The sequence below is a fragment of the Celeribacter indicus genome, assembly GCF_000819565.1.
GTDB lineage: Bacteria > Pseudomonadota > Alphaproteobacteria > Rhodobacterales > Rhodobacteraceae > Celeribacter > Celeribacter indicus.
Genome location: NZ_CP004393.1, coordinates 4,191,534 through 4,209,757 on the forward strand (window position 1 = coordinate 4,191,534; position 18,224 = coordinate 4,209,757).

The 18,224-nt window shown below is 61.9% G+C and carries 16 protein-coding genes and 1 pseudogene; 11 read left to right on the top strand and 6 right to left on the bottom strand.

From position 1 onward, the window contains the following. The first annotated feature begins 208 nt into the window (after positions 1–208). Both P73_RS20530 and P73_RS20535 read left to right on the top strand, forming a co-directional pair. Positions 209–1,069, top strand: coding sequence for an ABC transporter ATP-binding protein (locus P73_RS20530; RefSeq protein ID WP_082033320.1), 861 nt, complete (start codon positions 209–211; stop codon positions 1,067–1,069). Continuing rightward, positions 1,066–1,830, top strand: coding sequence for an ABC transporter permease (locus P73_RS20535; RefSeq protein WP_043871014.1), 765 nt, complete (start codon positions 1,066–1,068; stop codon positions 1,828–1,830). Before P73_RS20530 ends, P73_RS20535 begins: the two co-directional genes overlap by 4 nt. Here the strand turns inward: P73_RS20535 and P73_RS20540 are convergent. Continuing rightward, positions 1,827–2,759: a LysR family transcriptional regulator gene (locus tag P73_RS20540; RefSeq protein ID WP_043871015.1), complete on the bottom strand. Its 933-nt coding sequence runs from the start codon at positions 2,757–2,759 to the stop codon at positions 1,827–1,829. The two genes, P73_RS20535 and P73_RS20540, sit on opposite strands and share 4 nt — an antisense overlap. A 208-nt stretch (positions 2,760–2,967) precedes the next feature. Here P73_RS20540 and P73_RS20545 point away from each other — a divergent pair, with 208 nt between their 5' ends. Next, entirely contained in the window at positions 2,968–3,942 is a 975-nt protein-coding gene (locus P73_RS20545) for an ABC transporter substrate-binding protein (RefSeq protein ID WP_043871016.1), read from the top strand. A 5-nt stretch (positions 3,943–3,947) separates the two neighbouring features. Next, a pseudogene (locus P73_RS20550) lies at positions 3,948–5,010 on the top strand (IS256 family transposase); the annotation flags it as partial. A gap of 681 nt (positions 5,011–5,691) precedes the next feature. On the opposite strand, the gene P73_RS25200 reads toward P73_RS20550, so the two are convergent. Further along, a protein-coding gene (locus P73_RS25200) for an IS630 family transposase (RefSeq protein ID WP_144401203.1) occupies positions 5,692–6,650 on the bottom strand; the annotation gives its coding sequence in 2 pieces (ribosomal slippage) (positions 5,692–6,306 and positions 6,309–6,650; 957 coding nt in all). A 20-nt stretch (positions 6,651–6,670) separates the two neighbouring features. Here P73_RS25200 and P73_RS20565 point away from each other — a divergent pair. From P73_RS20565 to P73_RS24610, 6 genes are read left to right on the top strand one after another with little or no spacing between them, the layout of a single operon-like run. Further along, positions 6,671–7,531, top strand: coding sequence for an ABC transporter permease (locus tag P73_RS20565; protein ID WP_074743101.1), 861 nt, complete (start codon positions 6,671–6,673; stop codon positions 7,529–7,531). Continuing rightward, the gene (locus tag P73_RS20570) at positions 7,470–8,270 is read left to right on the top strand and encodes an ABC transporter ATP-binding protein (RefSeq protein ID WP_245629202.1); all 801 of its coding nucleotides are present in this window, start codon (positions 7,470–7,472) and stop codon (positions 8,268–8,270) included. Before P73_RS20565 ends, P73_RS20570 begins: the two co-directional genes overlap by 62 nt. Positions 8,271–8,298: 28 nt before the next feature. Next, a complete protein-coding gene (locus P73_RS20575; protein ID WP_043871017.1) occupies positions 8,299–9,369 on the top strand; it encodes an ABC transporter substrate-binding protein in 1,071 nt (356 codons plus the stop codon). After that, the gene (locus tag P73_RS20580; RefSeq protein ID WP_052453471.1) at positions 9,357–10,595 is read left to right on the top strand and encodes an acyl-CoA dehydrogenase family protein; all 1,239 of its coding nucleotides are present in this window, start codon (positions 9,357–9,359) and stop codon (positions 10,593–10,595) included. Before P73_RS20575 ends, P73_RS20580 begins: the two co-directional genes overlap by 13 nt. Positions 10,596–10,634: 39 nt before the next feature. Then, positions 10,635–11,990, top strand: a complete 1,356-nt coding sequence (locus P73_RS20585; protein WP_074743103.1) for an LLM class flavin-dependent oxidoreductase — start codon at positions 10,635–10,637, stop codon at positions 11,988–11,990. Further along, positions 11,983–13,260 (top strand): acyl-CoA dehydrogenase family protein, encoded by a 1,278-nt coding sequence (locus tag P73_RS24610; RefSeq protein WP_052453473.1) that lies wholly within the window; start codon positions 11,983–11,985, stop codon positions 13,258–13,260. Before P73_RS20585 ends, P73_RS24610 begins: the two co-directional genes overlap by 8 nt. Before the next feature lie 672 nt (positions 13,261–13,932). Here P73_RS24610 and P73_RS20595 read toward each other — a convergent pair. Continuing rightward, complete coding sequence (locus P73_RS20595; RefSeq protein WP_043871018.1) at positions 13,933–14,799, bottom strand: aldo/keto reductase family oxidoreductase; 867 nt, start codon at positions 14,797–14,799, stop codon at positions 13,933–13,935. A gap of 125 nt (positions 14,800–14,924) precedes the next feature. Here P73_RS20595 and P73_RS20600 point away from each other — a divergent pair, with 125 nt between their 5' ends. Continuing rightward, on the top strand, positions 14,925–15,497 hold the full coding sequence (locus P73_RS20600) for a TetR/AcrR family transcriptional regulator (RefSeq protein ID WP_174446930.1): 573 nt from the start codon (positions 14,925–14,927) through the stop codon (positions 15,495–15,497). 86 nt (positions 15,498–15,583) lie between these two features. Here P73_RS20600 and P73_RS20605 read toward each other — a convergent pair whose 3' ends face one another. The 3 genes from P73_RS20605 to P73_RS20615 form a co-directional block, all read right to left on the bottom strand. After that, complete coding sequence (locus P73_RS20605) at positions 15,584–16,075, bottom strand: asparaginase domain-containing protein (RefSeq protein WP_043871019.1); 492 nt, start codon at positions 16,073–16,075, stop codon at positions 15,584–15,586. A gap of 222 nt (positions 16,076–16,297) precedes the next feature. Continuing rightward, complete coding sequence (locus P73_RS20610) at positions 16,298–17,224, bottom strand: ABC transporter substrate-binding protein (RefSeq protein WP_139267076.1); 927 nt, start codon at positions 17,222–17,224, stop codon at positions 16,298–16,300. A gap of 55 nt (positions 17,225–17,279) precedes the next feature. Beyond that, entirely contained in the window at positions 17,280–18,209 is a 930-nt protein-coding gene (locus P73_RS20615) for an ABC transporter substrate-binding protein (protein WP_043871020.1), read from the bottom strand. Between the last annotated feature and the right edge of the window lie 15 nt (positions 18,210–18,224).

An 18,224-nucleotide genomic window follows, 5' to 3' on the forward strand; every position in this document is an offset into this window, starting at 1 on the left:
GAGGAGTTGACCAATCCGGAGGCGTTTCGTCCATTAGCATTTGCCGCTCGAACAGTTCGCAAGAATAGAACGCCGCCGCCCCATCTCCGTTCTCGTTTCACGAACAATCCGGTCCATATTTTCTTATGGAAGAAGGGGAACGGTTGGTTCTATCCATGGATGGATCGCTGCGCCTGCAAATGTGTCGCGGCGGGTTCAAGGGGAAGGCATGCAGACACGAGATCGACATCTTCGGCTGCCGGCGTCGGCAATCGCGCCGTGCGAGCGCGCGTCGTCCTTGTCGGAAGCGCCGGTTTCCATTCATTTGCGCGGGGTCGGACAGACCTTTGCCGGGGCACGGACCAGGGAGGCATTCGTCGCGCTTGACGCCATAGATCTGGATGTCCATCGGCACGAATTCCTGGGTGTGATCGGTCCTTCCGGCTGCGGGAAATCAACGCTGCTCCGCTTGATCGCGGGCCTGCTTCAACCAACGGAGGGGCGTGTCGAGATCTTTGGCCTACCCGTCTCGCGCCCGCGCGACGACGTGGGCCTGGTGTTCCAGAGGCCGACCCTCCTGCCGTGGCTGACGGTCTTGGACAACGTCACATTCCCGGCACGGCATCAGAGAGGCCGGGTCAGCAGCGCGGAGCGACGGAAGGGGCTGGATCTGCTTGAGATGGTCGGTCTTGAGGATTTCGCACACCGGCGGCCGCCACAGCTTTCAGGGGGCATGCAGCAGCGGGTGGGTATCGCACGCGCGCTCTTCCAAGATCCCGACATCCTTCTCATGGATGAGCCCTTTTCCGCCCTCGACGCGCTCACACGCGACGAAATGAGCATCGAACTCCTTCGCATCCTCACCGCGCGACCGAAGACCGTGGTATTCGTCACGCATTCGATCCAGGAGGCGCTCCTGCTTTCGGACCGCATAGCGATCATGGCCTCCCGTCCGGGACGGATTACGGAGATCAAGACGACAAACCTTCCCCGGCCACGGAGCCTCGACACCCTCACGGACCCGAACTTCAGTCGCATGGCTGACGATATCCGCCGGCATGTCTTCAGCAAACGGAAGGTTACCGAATGAATGCCCGGTTCGCCTCGGCAGTCCCACCAGTCCTGGCGCTCGCGCTCTTTCTCGTCATGTGGGAAACGGCATGCAGGGCACTGCAGATTCCAAGCTTCGTCTTGCCACCCCCCACCGCCATCCTGTCAGCTCTGGCGGGAGCGGATTGGCAAATCATGGCCATGCACACCTGGGCCACACTCGAAATCGTACTGGTGGGCTTCGGGGCGAGCGTCCTGTTCAGCATCCCGATCTCGCTTCTGCTGGCCGGATCGCCATTGATGAAGAGCGCTCTGATGCCCCTGCTAATCATCATTCATTCGTTGCCTATCGTGGCCCTTGCGCCGATCATCATCGTGGCTCTGGGTGCGGATCTGACCTCAAAGGCGGTCATCACCTGTCTCATCTCCTATTTTCCCATGGTGATCTCGGCGACGACAGGACTCCTCGCAGCGCCCCCCGAGATGATCGAGCTGTCTCGCTCCCTTCGCGGCAGCAAATTCCGAGAGCTCTGGGACATCCGCCTGCCGTCCGCCATCCCTTACGTGTTCGCGTCGCTACGGGTCGCCTCTACCCTCGCCGTCATCGGCGCCGTCGTTGGGGAATTCGTCTCTTCCGAGCGGGGCCTGGGATACCTCGTGCTCTTTTCCACATCGCTGATGCGGCTGCCGCAGAGTTTTTCTGCCCTAATCATTCTGATCCTGATGAGCCTCACGCTTTACTGGCTTGTCACGCTGGTCCAGCGCATTTTCTTCCCCTGGAGCATTACCGCAAAGACTTAGTTTTGCGGTTTCTCCTCGTTCATCAGTTCTTCCTTGATGATTTCGATAAGCGCATCCAAGGCGTGATGCGCGGACCTTCCGCTGCGCGTGAACACGTCGAAGTCACTCGAAAGCGGATTCGGGGCATGCAGAGGCACATGAACGAGTGTACGACGCATCAGTTCGTGCTCCATTCCGATCCGGTTCTGAAAACCGATCGCGCCGGTCTGCTTGACCAACCGTCGCACCATGGCAATGGAGCTGACCCGCGCAACCACATTCAGCCGCTCTTCCACGGTTTGAAGCAGCGGCAGGATGACGGCATGGTTCGAGGTAGGGCTCATGGTCGCGGCCGGGGCGGGAAGAACCATCGGGAAATGCACACATCGACCGACGGATAAATACGGCTCAGCAGCGAGCTCATGATCCGGCCTCATCACCACGCCGAAATCGCACCGCGTCGTGCAAACCCGGCGGAATTCGGGGCGTCTGGGAATTCCGAAGGAAAGGCCGATATCCGCTTCTGCAGATTGCACCGCGTCGGGAACCGCACTGGCTGCCATTGTCCGGCACAGGATCTCGACCCCAGGGAACCGATCCCGCATTCGCATCACTGCCCGCGGCAAAAGGTCGAATTCCGCTGATTCCACCGTCGCGACTACGATCTCGCCCGCCCGGACTCCGCGAAGGGCCTGAAGCTCACGTTCGGTACGGCGGGCATCCTTCAAAATCGTCTGGACGTGCCGCGTCAGCACCTCACCGGCCGAGGTAAGTTTGAGGCCGTCCGGCAGGCGATCGAACAACGGCGCGCCGATTTCATCCTCAAGATTGACAATCTGACGATGAACCGCCGAGGCCGCGACATGGAGATGGCGCGCAGCTTCCCGGATCGAACCGCACTGCCGCACCTTGTCAAAGTAGAGAATGGATCGGGTTTGCAGACGCAGCATATTCGGGATCCCCAGCGAGTCGTTGAAGGATTGTCCCCGCCGTTCCGGCCGATAGCAAGAATTGTGGCCGGGACCCTGTTCTTTTTTTGAGAACGATTTAGCCGGATTTTACTGATTTGCCATTGTCCCGGCCTGGGTCAAACTGCTGACGTGGCGCCCGGTACTCCCGCCAGTCGCGCCGCTAAACCCATTGCAACGGAGAAACATCATGAAGTTCCTGGCGGCAGCCGGATTGGCGACTATTCTACTCTCACCGGCGGCATCGCAGGCCGAGGACGTCACCGTTCAGATCGACTGGCTTCCGGCGGGAGACAAGGCATTTGTCTACGCCGCCCTCTACCAGGGATACTTCGAAGAGGAAGGTCTCGACGTTACGATCGTCTCCGGACGCGGTTCGTCCGACGCGCTGACCAAACTCGCGACGGGATCTGCCGATTTCGCGACCGGCGACATCTCCGCCCTGTTCAGCGCCGCAGCCGAGCAGGACATTCCCGTCAAGGCGATCTACTCCATCTTCACGAAACAGCCGAGCGCCACGGTCGTTCTGGCGGAAAGCGGTATCGAGTCGATCGCGGACCTGAAGGGCAAGACAAACGCTTTTGCCGCGCTGTCGGGTTCCCAGGCCGTGTTCGACCATGTTCTTGCAAAAAATGGAATCTCTCGCGATGATATCGAGCTCCGTCAGGCAGAACCTGCCGTGCTCGCACCTCTCCTCTCCTCGGGGCAGGTCGACGCCATCGGCGCCTGGGTGACGACGGCGCCGCTCGCACTCGCCTTGCTGCAAGAGAATGGAAAGGAAGGAAGGGTCCTTCCCTGGGCGGATTTCGGCCTCGAGGGCTACGGGCTATCGCTCTACACATCCGACCGTATGATCGCGGAAAACCCCGAAGTGGTGTCCAGCTTCGTTCGCGCATTCGGGAAAGGTGTGGAGTTCTCGATCCAGCATCCGGAGGAAACGATCGACGCCCTGATCGCCAGCGCCCCGGAAATCGATCGGGAAATCGCCCTTGCACAACTCGAGGCCGCCATCCCGCTCATGAGCAACGAGATCAGCGACGCCGACGGCATGGGCGCGTTGCGATCCGAACGGCTGAAGGCCGGCTGGGAGGTCGTTGCAGCCTCACAAGGTTATGATCGGGAAGTCATTGACCCGGATGAACTGGTGGATCCTAGCTTTCGCTGATCGGCGGCGCCGGTGCGCACGAACACAGCGCCCAACGGATGAACCGGCGCAATGGAGACCGGTTCCGAGCCTGGGAAACACGTGCCGGGACGGTCGACGTGAAGATCCCGAAGCTGCGCAAGGGCAGCGACTTTCCAGCATTCCTGGAGCCGCGCCGAGCGGCAGAAAAGGCCATGACGGCAGTCATCCAGGAAGCCTATGTCCAGGGCCTCGACACGATCGGTGGAGGATCTGGTCAAAACCATGGGCATGACCGGCGTGTCGAAAAGCCAGGTCTCGAGGCTTTGCGGTGAGATCGACGAAGGGGGCGATGCCTTCCTGAGCCGACCGCTGGAAGGCAAATGGCCCTACCTCTGGCTCGACACCACCTACATCAAGGCCCGCCGCTCTGGCCGGTTCGTCAGCGTCGCGGCCGTGGCGGTCAACCTGGATGGTCGCCGCGAGGTACTGGGCATCGCCGTCCAGCCGAGTGAGACAGAGGTCTTCTGGGACGAATTCCTGCGCTCTCTCGCAGATCGCGGCCTGCGCGGTACATGCCTGATCATCGCCGATGACCCCAGGGGGCTGAAGGCTGCGGCAGCCAAGGTGCGCGGCGCGACCGTCCAGCGCTGCCGCGTGCATTTCATGCGCAACGCGCTCGCCTGCGTCGGCAGGAAGGTACTGCCCGATCATCACCGCCGCGCTCAGAACGCCTTCGAGCAGGACACGCTCGCGGCATTCAGAGAGCACTGGGGCAAGCTGGTCGACGCCTTCGAGCCACGCCATCCCAAGCTCGCAGATCTGATGCGCCGCGCAGAAGAGGACGTCCTGGCCCACAAGAGCTTTCCCAGGGAACATTGGCCGAAAATTCACTCTACGAATCCACTTGAGCGCCTGAATAAGGAGATCAAGCGGCGCACCAACGTCGTCGGGATATTCCCAAACCGTAGAGCCGTCATCCGACTCGTCGGCGCGCTGATGCTGGAACAGAATGATGAGTGGGCGGTCTCACGCCGTTACGTGCCGGTGGAAAAGCTGACCGCTCTATGCAACGATCCAGACGCGGCGACAATGATCGACGCGAAGTGAACGAGCAACACCAGCTATGAAGAAGCAGGTGGACGCCAGTTCCTACATCACTTCCCTGGGCACTATCCCCATGCCGCTTCAATACTTCATTGTAGGCTGACCAGTTCGTGCTCTTGCATTTCGCTGGGCCCCGACTGCTCATCACACCCCGCTATCGTGCTGGATCCACACAGTGAATCCTTCACATGATTTGTGCTACGACGCCCCGCTGAACAGTTCGCGATGCAACTGTCATGGCAGCATGAGGATCAGTCTCCGGATCTAAGTCGAATCACGATTAACATGATCAGATTTATGAAGATCGTAGAGGGGCGGATGCCTCTGCGTCAGCAGCTTTCTTCCAATTTGCAGCAGACGAGCGGAGTATTTCTTCCTTCCCGCTGTCTTACAACAGACGCCCATTTTCCAATGGGTTTGCTAGAAATACCCGAGAAAGCCGACGCGGTCTCCAATCCGGCACAAGGTACGGCCAAGGTACGGCACCGCGCTCGACGTTCGTCGATACGCAAAGGAGAGACGGAATGAGAGAGGAGACCTGGGGTTCTGCCATCCGCACCAGCCAAGGCAGCCGAAACCTCGTCTCGACGGGCTCCTCCGGGGCGGTTGCGTTATACGCCGGCCGCGATGGCGATCGAGACGACGAGGTTCCGGACCGATCGATGGCGCTAAAGCGTTTCGGCTTTAACCCGAGACATATCCAGCAGCCTTGAAGTAGTTCCAGCACTCTGTTGGGTCGTAGAGCTCGCAGATTGCGCCGATGGCGTCGAAGACTTCGGTGAAGGTTCTGGCGCCGATCTTTCGAAGGTGAGCTTTCAGTTTGGAGAATGCTTGCTCGATGGGATTGAGATCCGGCGAGTAAGGCGGGAGGTACAGAAACCAGCAGCCGTGGTCGTGCAAGGCCTGAGCCGCCTCCTTGTTCCGATGGGTCGCCAGATTGTCCAGGATGACAACGGTGCCGGGGGCGATCTCCGGGACAAGCACTTCTCGGATGTAGACGGCAAAGGCGGGGCCATCCATGGCACCCTTGATGACCCATGGTGCGATCAAAGCATCCGAGGCCAGCCCGGCGATCAGCGTTTGGGTTCCCCAACTGCCAAACGGTGCATCCATGGTCAGGCGATGACCCCGCTTGGCCCGGCCACGCAGACGGGTCAGGTTGGTCTTCACTGCCGTTTCATCAATAAAGACAACGCGTTCGGGAAAGGCCGCAATGGCAGGCAGCCGATGCTTGAACCACTCAGTCCGCTGCTGTCTTACCTTGGCGCGACCGCGCTCGGTGGCGACCAGCGACTTTTTTTGTATGTGAAACCGAGCCGGGACAGCAGGTTGGCGATGGAAGAATGATGCACCCGCACGCCTGCCGCGGCCGCCAGCGCGTCGCGCAACTCAAAGAGCGTGATGTCGGGGTCTTGCGCGACCAGTTCCTTCAGGAAAGCCTGATGCGCTGCCAGCTTTCCCCGACCACGTGGCGGGCCTTGCGGTGCGGGCTCCGCATGGCCCTTGGTCCGAACCTGACGCGCCCACCGCGCGCCTGTCGCCGCAGACACTTTCAGGCGCAACGCCGCCGCCCGCCCGCTTAACCCTTCCTCAATATACTCCTGAAACCGCGCCCGAAGCGCATTCGGCAAAGGTGCTGACATGATCCATCCTCCCAAACAGGATGAATCACATCAGCCACCTCAAGGAAACCCCCGCCGATTCAAATTCAAGCCGAAACGCTTTAGTGTCGCTGTCCGCGCCGCGGCGGCGAGCGGTGGGCGGCTGGCTGCGCGGTTTGTCCCTGCGCGCCGCTGTCGTTTTCGGCGTCTTGGCGTTCTGGCAGGTCGCCGGATACTACGGAGTCATCCCGGCCACGACCCTGCCGGCCTTCACCGATGTCATGCGCGCCTTGGCGGATCTGATCACGTCCGGGGATCTGAGCGAAGCTCTTCCCATTTCTCTCCAGCGGGCGTTGCTCGGCTTTACGATCGGCTCCGCGATCGGCGTATTTCTCGGCGTATTTTCCGGGCTGTGGAAGATCGACGAGGAAATCGTCGATGCTCCGATGCAGATCTTTCGCGCGATTCCCTTCATCGCCCTGCTGCCGCTGTTCATTACCTGGTTCGGTATCGGCGAGCTTTCAAAGATCATCCTGATCATCTTCGCGACGATTTTCCCAGCCTATATAAACACTTACGGCGGCGTGAGGAATGTCGACCGCAAACTGGTGGAATCCGCGCGGGTCTTCGAGCTTTCGCCGCCCCAGATCGCCCTGAGGGTCATCCTGCCGACCAGCCTGCCCTCCGTGATCGTCGGGCTGCGCTACTCGTCATCGACCGCGCTGCTGGCCCTGGTGGTCTCCGAGCAACTCAATGCCACATCGGGCATCGGATACCTGCTCATGACGGCCAATCAGCAACAGCATTCCGCCATCGTGATCGCGCTGGTCATTGTCTATGCCATGCTGGGGATCATGCTGGATGGAATCTGGCGGCTGTTCGAGCGGCTTTCGCTGCCGTGGAGGGCAGATGTCAGAGTATGATGCAGTCGGGGTCCGCGAGGCTCCCCCAATCGGCCAGAATATCGCCGTTGATGTCGATGGCCTCACGAAGATCTATGATGGACGGGCCGTGCTTGATCGGCTCAGTCTTCAGATCGGACAAGGGGAATTCGTTGCGATTCTCGGCCCCTCCGGCACCGGCAAGACGACCCTTCTTCGCATCTTGAGCGGGTTGGAAGCGCATGACGGTGGAAAGGTGACTGTGCCGAAGGTCCGCTCCGTCGTGTTTCAGGAACCGCGCCTCGTGCCGTCCCAGCGGGTCTGGCGGAATGTCGTGATCGCAAACGGCCGGTCGGGAGCCGCCCGCAGGGCAGCCATCGCCGCCCTGGAGGAGGTTGGATTAAAAGAAAAGGTGGAGGCATGGCCCTTGGCATTGTCGGGAGGCGAGGCACAGCGCGTGGCGCTGGCCCGCGCCCTGATCCGGGAGCCGGGCCTGCTTCTTCTTGACGAGCCCTTCGCTGCGCTGGACGCATTGACCAGGATCCGGATGCATAGCCTCGTGCTGCAACTGTGGCGCGTCCACCGGCCCTCGGTCCTGCTGATCACTCATGACGTTGATGAGGCGATCCTTCTCTCGGACCGTGTTCTCGTGCTCTCCGACGGCAAGGTGCGGCTCGACATTTCCATCGACCAGGACAGGCCGCGTGATCGCTCCGCGCCTTGGTTCGCGGACCTCCGGCGCAAGCTGCTCGACCAGCTCGGCGTGGTCGAAAAAACTTGATAAGCTCCCAAAAGGACATGCAACTTCTATGAAATTCCCGAACCGCACCCATCCTCTGGGCACGACAATAGCTGCTATCTTGCTGGTTGCTGCGCTCGCTGCAACCGCGTTTATTGCCGTGACGCGCCGATCAGGCGGCGAGGCAGCCAATAACGTTGCAGGTGCGCAGCGCCCGACCCTGATCATCGGCATCCAGGATCCGGCGACACCGGAACTCGTGAAAGCTTCCGGCGTGTTCGATAGCGCCTCCTTCGATCTCGAATGGGGCGTTCTGACCGGCGCGCAGGCGCAGTTGACCGCGCTCTATTCGGGAGCCATCGATATCGGATATGTCGGCGATACTGGTGTGCTCTTCGAGGCGGCCAATGCCGCGAGCGACTGGAGCAACGGTCCGCTTCTCCAGAACTTCGTCGCATGGGATTACAATTGGAAATCGCCCTTCCCCAGCCCGATCACCGCTGTGCGTGCCGAGGCGGGAATCGAGGGGGCAGAGGATCTCAGGGGCCGGAAGTGGTCCTACAGCTTCGGAGGCGCCGCCTACGCGCAATATGTCGGATCTCTCACGAAAGCCAATCTCACGGCCGCCGATATTGAGCCGATCCAATTGGCCGATGCGTATACCGCAGGTGCGGCGTTCGAGCGCGGCGAAGCCGACGTGTTTTCCGGGCCCTATGTGGTAGTCAGCCGGTCGATCGAGGCGGGGAAGACCAAGGTGCTGTGGACGCCCACGGACACACAGGTTCCGAACCTCGCCTGCCTGACCGCCAAGCCCTCCGTCCTCGCCGACAAGAAGGCGGAGATCGAGGAGTTCCTCAAGCGATGGGGCGCTTACCAGGAATGGCTGAAAGACAATCCCGAGAAGGCCACGGAGATCTTCGCCAGAGTGCTTAAGCTCGAACCGGAGGCTGCGAGATCGTGGTGGGAGAACAACCGTTGGAGCTACATCAGGATCGATGACGCCGTGATCGCAAGGGAACAGGCGCTTGCCGACGGCTTCTATGCGGCCGGGACCCTGAAGAAAGAGGTCGATGTTTCGGCCTTGTGGAATCGAGACTTCGAACCTGTCCTAGACGAGGTGATCAACTCATGGTCCAAGTAGCAGAGAAGACTCTCGCGGGCTTCGCCGTTTTGCCCGGACGTGCCTGGCTTGCTGGAGAGGGGCGTGAGCAGAGCGTTCGGGACGCCCTGGCGGAACTGCGGTCCACGTCCGCCGACCGAGATCGCAGAAGCACCAGCGACAGGGAGGCCGTCAACCGACTGAAGAGGCTCGGCTTCGGTGCCCTGCGGTTTCCGGACACCGATGGCACGCCTGCCCTCGACCTGCCCGAGGCCATGTCCGTCGTGATGGATGTCGCGGCCGCCGACTCGAGCATCGCACATGCGTTCCGCTCGCACTTCGGCTTCCTCGAGGGATTGCTCCTGACGCCCGCGAGCGAGGCCCGCTCCACCTGGCTCCAACGGATCGCCGCCGGCCAGACATGCGGGTCCGCAGTCACCGAACGTGCCACCGCGCGCCCGATGGAGATCGAGTCGACCTTGCGGCCCGATGGGGACGGCTACACGATTGACACAGAGAAATACTACACGACGGGCACGCTCTATGCCGACTGGCTCTTTCTGATGGCCAGGAGCGAAGACCGGAGCCTCCAGCTCGTCACGATTCCGACCCTGCGCGAGGGAGTGGAGCTTCTCGACGATTTCGATGGCATCGGTCAACGCGCCTCCGCAAGTGGAGGCGTGCGGTTCACTGGCGTCCACATCCGGAAATCGGAAGTGGAACCCCTCGAGGACCTGCCAGAGGTCAACCGCTACCGCTCCTCGCTTCAGCAGCTGTATCTTGCGGCCCTGCTTGCCGGGATTGCCTCCGCCGCCCTCGAGGACGCACGGAGCTTCGTGCTCAAGCGCGCGCGGTCCGCTGCCCATGGACATGCAGACCAGCCCAGGAACGACCTCTTCGTCCAGCAGATCATAGGACGCATCGCGGCCCGCGCCACGATCGCCCGTGCCGGCGTCCTGTCGGCAGCTGCCAAGCTCGACCGCACCTTCGAGGCGCTCCGCCGCGGCGACAGTCTGGGCGACCTGCTTGTCGAGGGCGCTGTGGAGGTGGCCAAGATCCACTCCATCGTTGCCGAACTTGTCGTCACCAGTGGCGATCTTGTGCTGGAGACCGGAGGCGGCTCGGCCGTGTCCAGGTCCACCGCTCTCGACCGCCACTGGCGGAATGCGAGGACGATCGCTGCCCACAGTCCAATGTACTACAAGTCCCAGGTGGTGGGCGATGCCATCCTCAACGACACACCGCCGCCTACGAACGGCTACTTCTGATCGCAAAAGCCTGCTCCCCCTTGAGAGAAAGACATGTCCATGACCAAGCGCAACCAGATGCACCTGATGCTTCAGACGGGCATCGTTGGTAACCACCACGGCGCCTGGCGCCGTCCGCGGAGCCGGGTAGAGGATGCTCATGGCCTGGCCTTCCATGCCTGGATCGCCCGACTTGCCGAGAATGCGAAGCTGGACGCGGTCTTCGTCGCCGACGGCCTCTCCACCATGGGCGGCCACCGATATGCGCCACGGTCGTTTCTCGAGCCCTTCACTCTGCTGGCGGCGCTTGCGGGACAGACATCGAAGGTGGGCCTGGTGGCAACGGCATCGACCTCGTTCAGCGAGCCTTATAACCTGGCCCGGCAGTTTGCATCGCTGGATCATCTCAGCAACGGCCGGGCGGCGTGGAACATCGTCACATCTTTCCTGGGGGAGGAGAACTTCGGCAGCGAGCCGCTGCCTCCCGCGGAGCAACGCTACGCCCGCGCGGCAGAATACCTCGATGTCTCCATGGCCCTGTGGGACAGCTGGAAGCCCGGCAGCCTCGTCATCGACCGTGACAGCGGGATCTATGCGCGGGACGATCTGGTACGCGAGATCAACCATGAAGGCGAGTTCTTCAGCGTCAAGGGTCCGCTGAACGTGGCTCGTTCTCCCCAAGGACGGCCGGTGCTGGTTCAGGCAGGCTCCTCGGAGCTAGGCAAGAATCTCGCTGCCCAATATGCCGAGGTCGTCTTCACCGCCCAGCAATCTCTCGAGGGCGCCAAGGCCTTCTACCGTGACATCAAGGCGAGGGTCGCCGCCCACGGCAGGAACCCGGACACCGTGAAGGTGCTGGTCGGTGCAACGCCGCTGATTGCGCCGACGAAGGAGGAGGCGGGGGATCTCAGGCGGGAGCTGGCGGCACTGATTCACGAGGATTTCGGCCGCGAGCGTATTTCCAAGCGTCTCGGCGGCGCCGACCTGTCCCAGGTGGGGCTCGACGAGCAGATTCCTCCCTCGCTGTTGCCCGGCGGCGAAACCGTGGAAAGGATCAAGAGCCGGTTCGACGTATACCGACGCCTCGCGGTCGACGAGAAGCGGACGCTGCGGGAACTGATCGAAGTGGAGGCGACGTCCTCCGGCCATTGGGTTTTCGAGGGGTCTCCCCAGTCCATCGCGGAAGAATTGATCACCATCTTCGATGCAGGCGCAGCCGACGGGTTCATTCTCTTGCCGACCTATGCCCCCGAAGGGATCGAATTGTTGACCGGCGGCGTGGTGCCGCTGCTCCAGGAAAGGGGCTATTTCAGGACGGAATATCAAGGGGATACCCTGAGGTCGCATCTGGGACTGGACGACTTCCCGGATCAGTTCCTGCACGCGCAGCAGCATCGGAGCGGTGCGAATGCCTGATCGCAATCCCAACAAAACCGTTCCGACGCAGGTTGCGTCCATTGTGTCCGATGAACATGCGCTCGCCGTCGCCCGCGAGTTCGTGGAGTCCATCAGAGGTGGTGCGGCCCGTCGTGATCTGGAAAAGGTTCTGCCGCATCAGGAGTTTGCCGATTTCACGCGATCTGGCCTCGGCATCCTGAACGTGCCGCGCGATCTGGGTGGCCCCGAAGTCAGCTACCGCACACTTCTTGAAACAATCAGGCTGATAGCCTCGGCCGATTCCTCGATCGCGCAGATCGCGCTCACGCATTGGTCAGGGATCGAGATGTTGCGGAGATGGGCCCCGCCCGCTTTGCGGGAACGGCTGCTCCGCAGGGTAATACTCGGAGATCTCCTCGGCAACGCCTCGAAGGATGCCCGGCCCAGCCGAAGCGGCGACCGGCACGGCACCTTCCTCAGCTTGGACGAGAATGGCGCCCGCATGTCCGGGGAAAAGGCGTTCGCCACGGGTTCGCTGTTGGCAGACTGGCTGTATGTTATGTGCAGCAGTGGAAAAAGTGCCGGCTCCGATCTCGTCGCCTTCATCGATGTGCGCCGCGCGGGTCTGGCCATCCACGACAACTGGGATGGTGTCGGCCAGCGCACGACCGCAAGCGGCAATGTGACACTGGACTCGGTTTTCCTCGACCCCGGCGAATATTTCGAGATGACCCTGACGGACTCCGGGGAATCCGCCCTGTTCTCGGGGGTTTCCCATCTGCTCCATTCCGGTATCGAGCTTGGGCTGGGAGATGGCGCGTTGAGGGAGACTCTGGACATCCTTCGCACCGAAGCCACACCTCCACGCGGGAGCGATGCGATGGCGGCGGTGGAGGATCCGCTGACGCTGAGCGCGGTGGGCGAACTCGTCATCTCGCAGCATACCGCCGAGAGGGCCGCCTTCCGCGCGGCCGACACGCTCGACGCCGCCAAGGCAAGCGACCGGCCGCACGCCGGAGAGGTGCTGTTCGCCGTTTGCGAAGCGAAGATCGTCACGGAACGCTTCGCCCTGAACAGCGCGACCACGCTTTTCGAGCTGTGCGGATCCCGTGTGGCCACCAGGAGCCGAAACCTCGATCGCTACTGGCGCGATGCGCGCACACATAGCCTGCACGATGCCTCGCGTTGGAAGACGGTGACCCTGGGGCAGGCGGCCCTGAACGGGCGCCGACCGGATGCCTTCACTCTGGGTCATCCCTTTACCGCAATCACCCCACAGGAACCGTCTGTCGCTGCCGTGGCGGATTGAGGAAGATCCCGCCCGGAGCATTTTCGCGGGAGCCGGATTAGGTAAATTCAGACGTGGCCCCAGGCAACCATCCAGGTGCGATCCGGATGTGCAGTCCGGTCCCGGCCAGTTGGTGCTGGCACTTGAAAACCCCGGCGCGACATCCACCATGTGAGGACGTCGCTATCCCGCATCCTGAACTGTTCCAAAACATTTGATGATGAACTGGAAGGTCGCTATCCGAGATCAGCGCGATCCTTAAAGCGCGTCAACTACCGTTCACTTTTCGCTCGTGTTCACGCCTCGCGTCCTCTCAGCGCCAAAAGCCTCCGTAAAAGCGCTTTATCATGAAGATGACGTCTGGTGGTTCCGAGGCGACTGATGGCACTCAGGATTTCTTTCTTACCCAGAGGAGAGGCTTGCCGTTGCATTACGCCTTCAGAGTGCCCATTCTCATCGCACCACTGAGTAAACAAACGCACGATCATGCGATAATTTCGTAAAGTTGCTGGTGCGAACTCGGCTTCAGATCTACTTCGATATTCCGCGCCGCGAGCCTTGGGCGCGAATGGCGTTGGAAAAGCGAGCGGCTCCCGGCCATTGGCTTGATGTGACTATCTTCGACCGCTCACGTTTCAGACCTATGGGGGGTACATTGATCGACCATTGATCCGCCCACACCCCATGCCCTCTTCACCCGGTCATGCCATCGAGCAGTGCGAATTCATCTTCCGGCAGCTCCATATGCGCAACCTCGAGATTCTGATGCAAGTGCTCGATCGATGAGGTGCCGGGTATCATGAGAATGTTGGGAGAGCGGCGCAGCAACCACATGGAAGCGACTTGCAGCGGCGTCGCCCCCAGCCGCGTCGCCACCTCCGTCAGCGTCGCGGACTGGAGGGGGGAGAACCCTCCCAGCGGGAAAAATGGCACGAACGCAATGCCGGCGGAGGCTGTCTCATCGATCAGCGGATCGTCGTTGCGCAGGGCGATGTTATACATGTTCTGAACGCAGACAATCGGCACGATGCCACGGGCTTCGGCAAGCTGTGTCGCGGTGATGTTGCTGAGACCGATGTGGCGGATCAGCCCCTGCGCCTGCAATTCTGCAAGAGCCGTGACCTGCTTCTCGATCGGCCCTTCGGTGGATGTGGCCATGTCGAACATGACACGCAGGTTGACGACATCGAGAACCTCCAGCCCAAGGTTTCGCAGGTTGTCGTGAACGGCCTGTTCCAGTTCGCCCGGCGTGGCGGCCGGCAGCCAGTTGCCTTCGGCGTCGCGCCTCGCCCCGACCTTGGTCACGATAGTCAGATCGTCGGCATAGGGGTGCAGGGCCTCGCGGATAATCTGATTGGTGACATGGGGGCCGTAGAAATCGCTGGTGTCGATATGGTTGACACCCCATTCGACGGCCTCGCGCAGAACCCCCACCGCCGCGGCGCGATCCTTGGGAGGCCCCATCACACCGGGTCCGGCCAGTTGCATCGCACCATATCCCATGCGCCGCACACGCCGATCGCCGAGCGTGAAACTAGCTGTGTCTCGAATATCAGCCATCCTGAACTCCTTGTTCCTTGTCGCCACACAAGATATGAAGAATCACTCACATTTGGAATTCGCGTTTGATGGACAGCACGACTGCCGCGTTAAAGCCCAGAAAACATCCCGTTCAGCGTCGCTCCATGGCGACGATCGACATGCTGCATGCCGCGACGATTCAGGTTTTGACGCAGGGGGGATTGAGTCGTTGCACCACCACCCGCGTCGCCGAGCGGGCAGGCGTTTCCGTCGGCAGCCTCTATCAGTATTATCCGAACCGCGACGCTCTGCTTGCCGCTGTGCTCGAACGGCACCTGAACGGTGTGCTTGCCGTTGTGGAGGAAACCTGCCGCACTCAGAAGGGCATGCCGGTTTCGGTCATGGCCTCCGAACTGGTCACGGCCTATCTTGCCGTGAAGTTGCGCGATCCTGCGGAGTCGAGGGCACTCTACGCCGTCGCCGGAGAGCGCGGAGGCCCGGAACTGATGGCCGACCTGCAAAGCAGGATCATCAAGGCAGTCTCGGCGATGTTGGAAAGCGCCAGCGATGTATATTTTCCGGCGCCCGATGTCACCGCCGCGGTCGTGCTGCATGCCGTGGCGGGCCCGGTGATCGCCTTGCTAAATGGCGACACGCCGACGGGGTATGGCGATGCGTTGAGGGAACAGCTTGTGCGTCTGGTCACGGCATATCTGCACAGTTCGTCTCAAGCCTAGCTGCCGTGGGTCGGACAAGACCTGTTCCGGCCTCGTTCAGACATGCTGCGCCACGTTCCTCTGGCCTCTGCCTCATTCTCCCTCTGTCAGGTGTCGAAACGGCCAGTCCCGGTGTTTTTATCCAGGGCCTCCGCGGCGAAGACACGTCCGTTCATGACGCCCCAGACGCCTTCGGGAAGATGCTGTGCCGCAATGACGGCTCCACCGAGATTGAACGGGCCGTCAGAGGCGCCGAATGAAAAGGGGCGCATCGCGCCGGTAAGAACGACCGTCTTGCCAGTCACCTGCCCGGCGAGCTCCCGCGCGGTCCGGCCAATAGTGCCGGTGCCATGGGTCACGACGATCGCGGTTTCCGGCGCATTGCGCACGGCAAACAGGATCGCGGCGCGGTCGGCCTCATCGAAATCGAGGCTATCCTTGAGCAGGATCTCCTGAACCTTCGGGAAAAAGCACCGGGCCTGCTCGAGGAGCAGGGGGATGTGACTTGCGCCGGACGGCGCGAAGCCCAGCCCCTCCCCTTGCATATCATGAACCTTGTCGATCGTACCCCCGGTGACGATGATCCTCACATCTTTCATGCCGCCTCGGTCTCCTGTCGCTGAAATGGTCGCGCACCTGTTCGCGTTGTTGGCGGCATCGGGGATGCTCCACGCCGCCGCTCAATCCGCCAATAACGAGGTTGGGCAGAAAGAGCGACAGGTGCGGGCAGAAACTCGGCAGGATGAGGCGGTCGAGCACCGGCAGAAGCACTGGCACGCGAATGATCGTCGTGGGAACACGCCCCATGAAACCGCCGGATGTCAGAACTTCGGCAGGCCGGGCGGGTTGACCTGCGATTGCTCCAGGGCCTCCTCACCCACATGCCAGCGCTCCAGCGTGCGCAGGTAGACGCCATCCTCGATCAACCCGTTGATCGCGATGGACACCGGCTCGGCCAGACCGGACCCTTTCCGGAAGGGTGCCGCCACGTCCGAGCGCTCCGGCCAACCCGCCGACAGGGTGCCGACGCTGCGGAAATCGCCGTCCCGCGCAGCGATGAAGACCAGTTGTGCATTCGGCTGGACCATCACATCGACGCGCTTCGACCGCAGCGCCAGAAGCTTGGTGCCCTCGTCATCGTAGTAGATCAGTTCAGCGGCAGGCAGCCCCGCCTCGATATTGATCTCGTTCCATTTGTTCAGGATCCGCTCCTGATTGGTGCCGATGCCGACGACGACTTTCAGCCCGGCGATGTCCTGCGGTTCGGCAATGGATTGGATCTCGCTGTCCTCATGCACGAAAAAGCCGTGCAATCCCTGGCGATAGGTGGCGAAGTCGAATTTTTCCTTGCGCTCCTCGGTCACGCCGACATTGGAAAATACGGCGTCCACCTTGGCCGATTGCAGGGCCAGGGGCCAGTCCGCCCAGGCGGTCGGGATGATCTCCAGTTCCAGCCCAAGGCTTTCGGCGATCAGCAGGGCGACGTCGGCATCGGCGCCCACGACCGTTCGGGTATCGGTGGCATAGGCGGTCAGCGGCGGCCCACCCGCCGGGTTCGAGCCGACGGTCAGCTTGCCCGGCGTCACGAAAGGGAAATCCGCCGGGATCGCCGCGATGGCCTCGGGGTTCGGTTCGACATGCTCGCGGCCCGGCTGATCCGGGCTGAGATCGAAGGGGCTTTCCTGCGCCGCCGCGCCGAGGGACAGGAGCGCGCCGGTCAGCAGGGCGGGAATGGTCATACGGTTCATCTTGAGGCTTCCTGTGGGTAAGGTCCCGATCCCTCGGACCGGGGGATATGGTGAGTTATTTCTTCGGCAGGCCCGGCGGATTGGTGCGCGACTCTGCGATCGCCTCCGCGCTCAGGCCCCATTTGCCCAGCACTTCTCCGTAAGACCCGCTCTCGATCTGGGCATTCAGCGCGGCCGTGATCGCCTCGGCCAGCCCCGCCCCCTTCCGCGTGGTCACCGCGATTTCCGCGGTTTCGGGAAAGCCGCCGGAAAGGGTGCCGACCAGCCGGATCTTGCCATCCTGCGCCGCCTTGAAGGCCGAGGTCGCGTTCGGTCCCAGATAGAAGTCGATGCGCCCGGACTCCAGCGCCAGATCCTGCACCACCTCGTCGTCGAAATAGGAAACCGTGGTGTCAGCCAGCCCTTCCGCGCGGTTCTCCTCGATCCAGCGCAGCAGGATTTGTTCCTGATTGGTCCCCGATGCGACCGCCCCCTTCAGGCCGGCCACGTCCTCGCGCGTCTCGATCGACCGGATGTCGCTGCCGGTGGCGACATAGAAGCCGAGAAGGTCGCTTCGATAGGTCGAGAAATCGAATTTCTCCTTGCGTTCCTCGGTGACGGTGATGTTGTGGATCGCCGCGTCGTATTTGCCCGAGGTGATGCCAAGCGGCCAGTCGGCCCACGCGACCGCAACCAGCTCGAGATCCAGCCCCAGGCTGTCCGCGACCAGTTGCGCGATGTCGGGTTCGGCCCCGACCGGGGTGCGCGTGTCGGTGGCATAGACCGCGAACGGCAGCCGGTTGGGAACCGAAGCGACGGTGAGCTTGCCCGGCGTGACCCATTCGTACTCCTCGGGCAGCAGGTCGACGGCCTCCTGCACCGGCTCGACACGAATGCGGTCAGGCTGCTCCGGGCTGAGATCGACCTCGGCCGCAACGGCGCCAGGGAACAGCAGAGCGGCGGTCAGGCCGGCAACGACAAGCCGGCGGGGATCGGGATATGTCATCTGATCTTCCTTGTG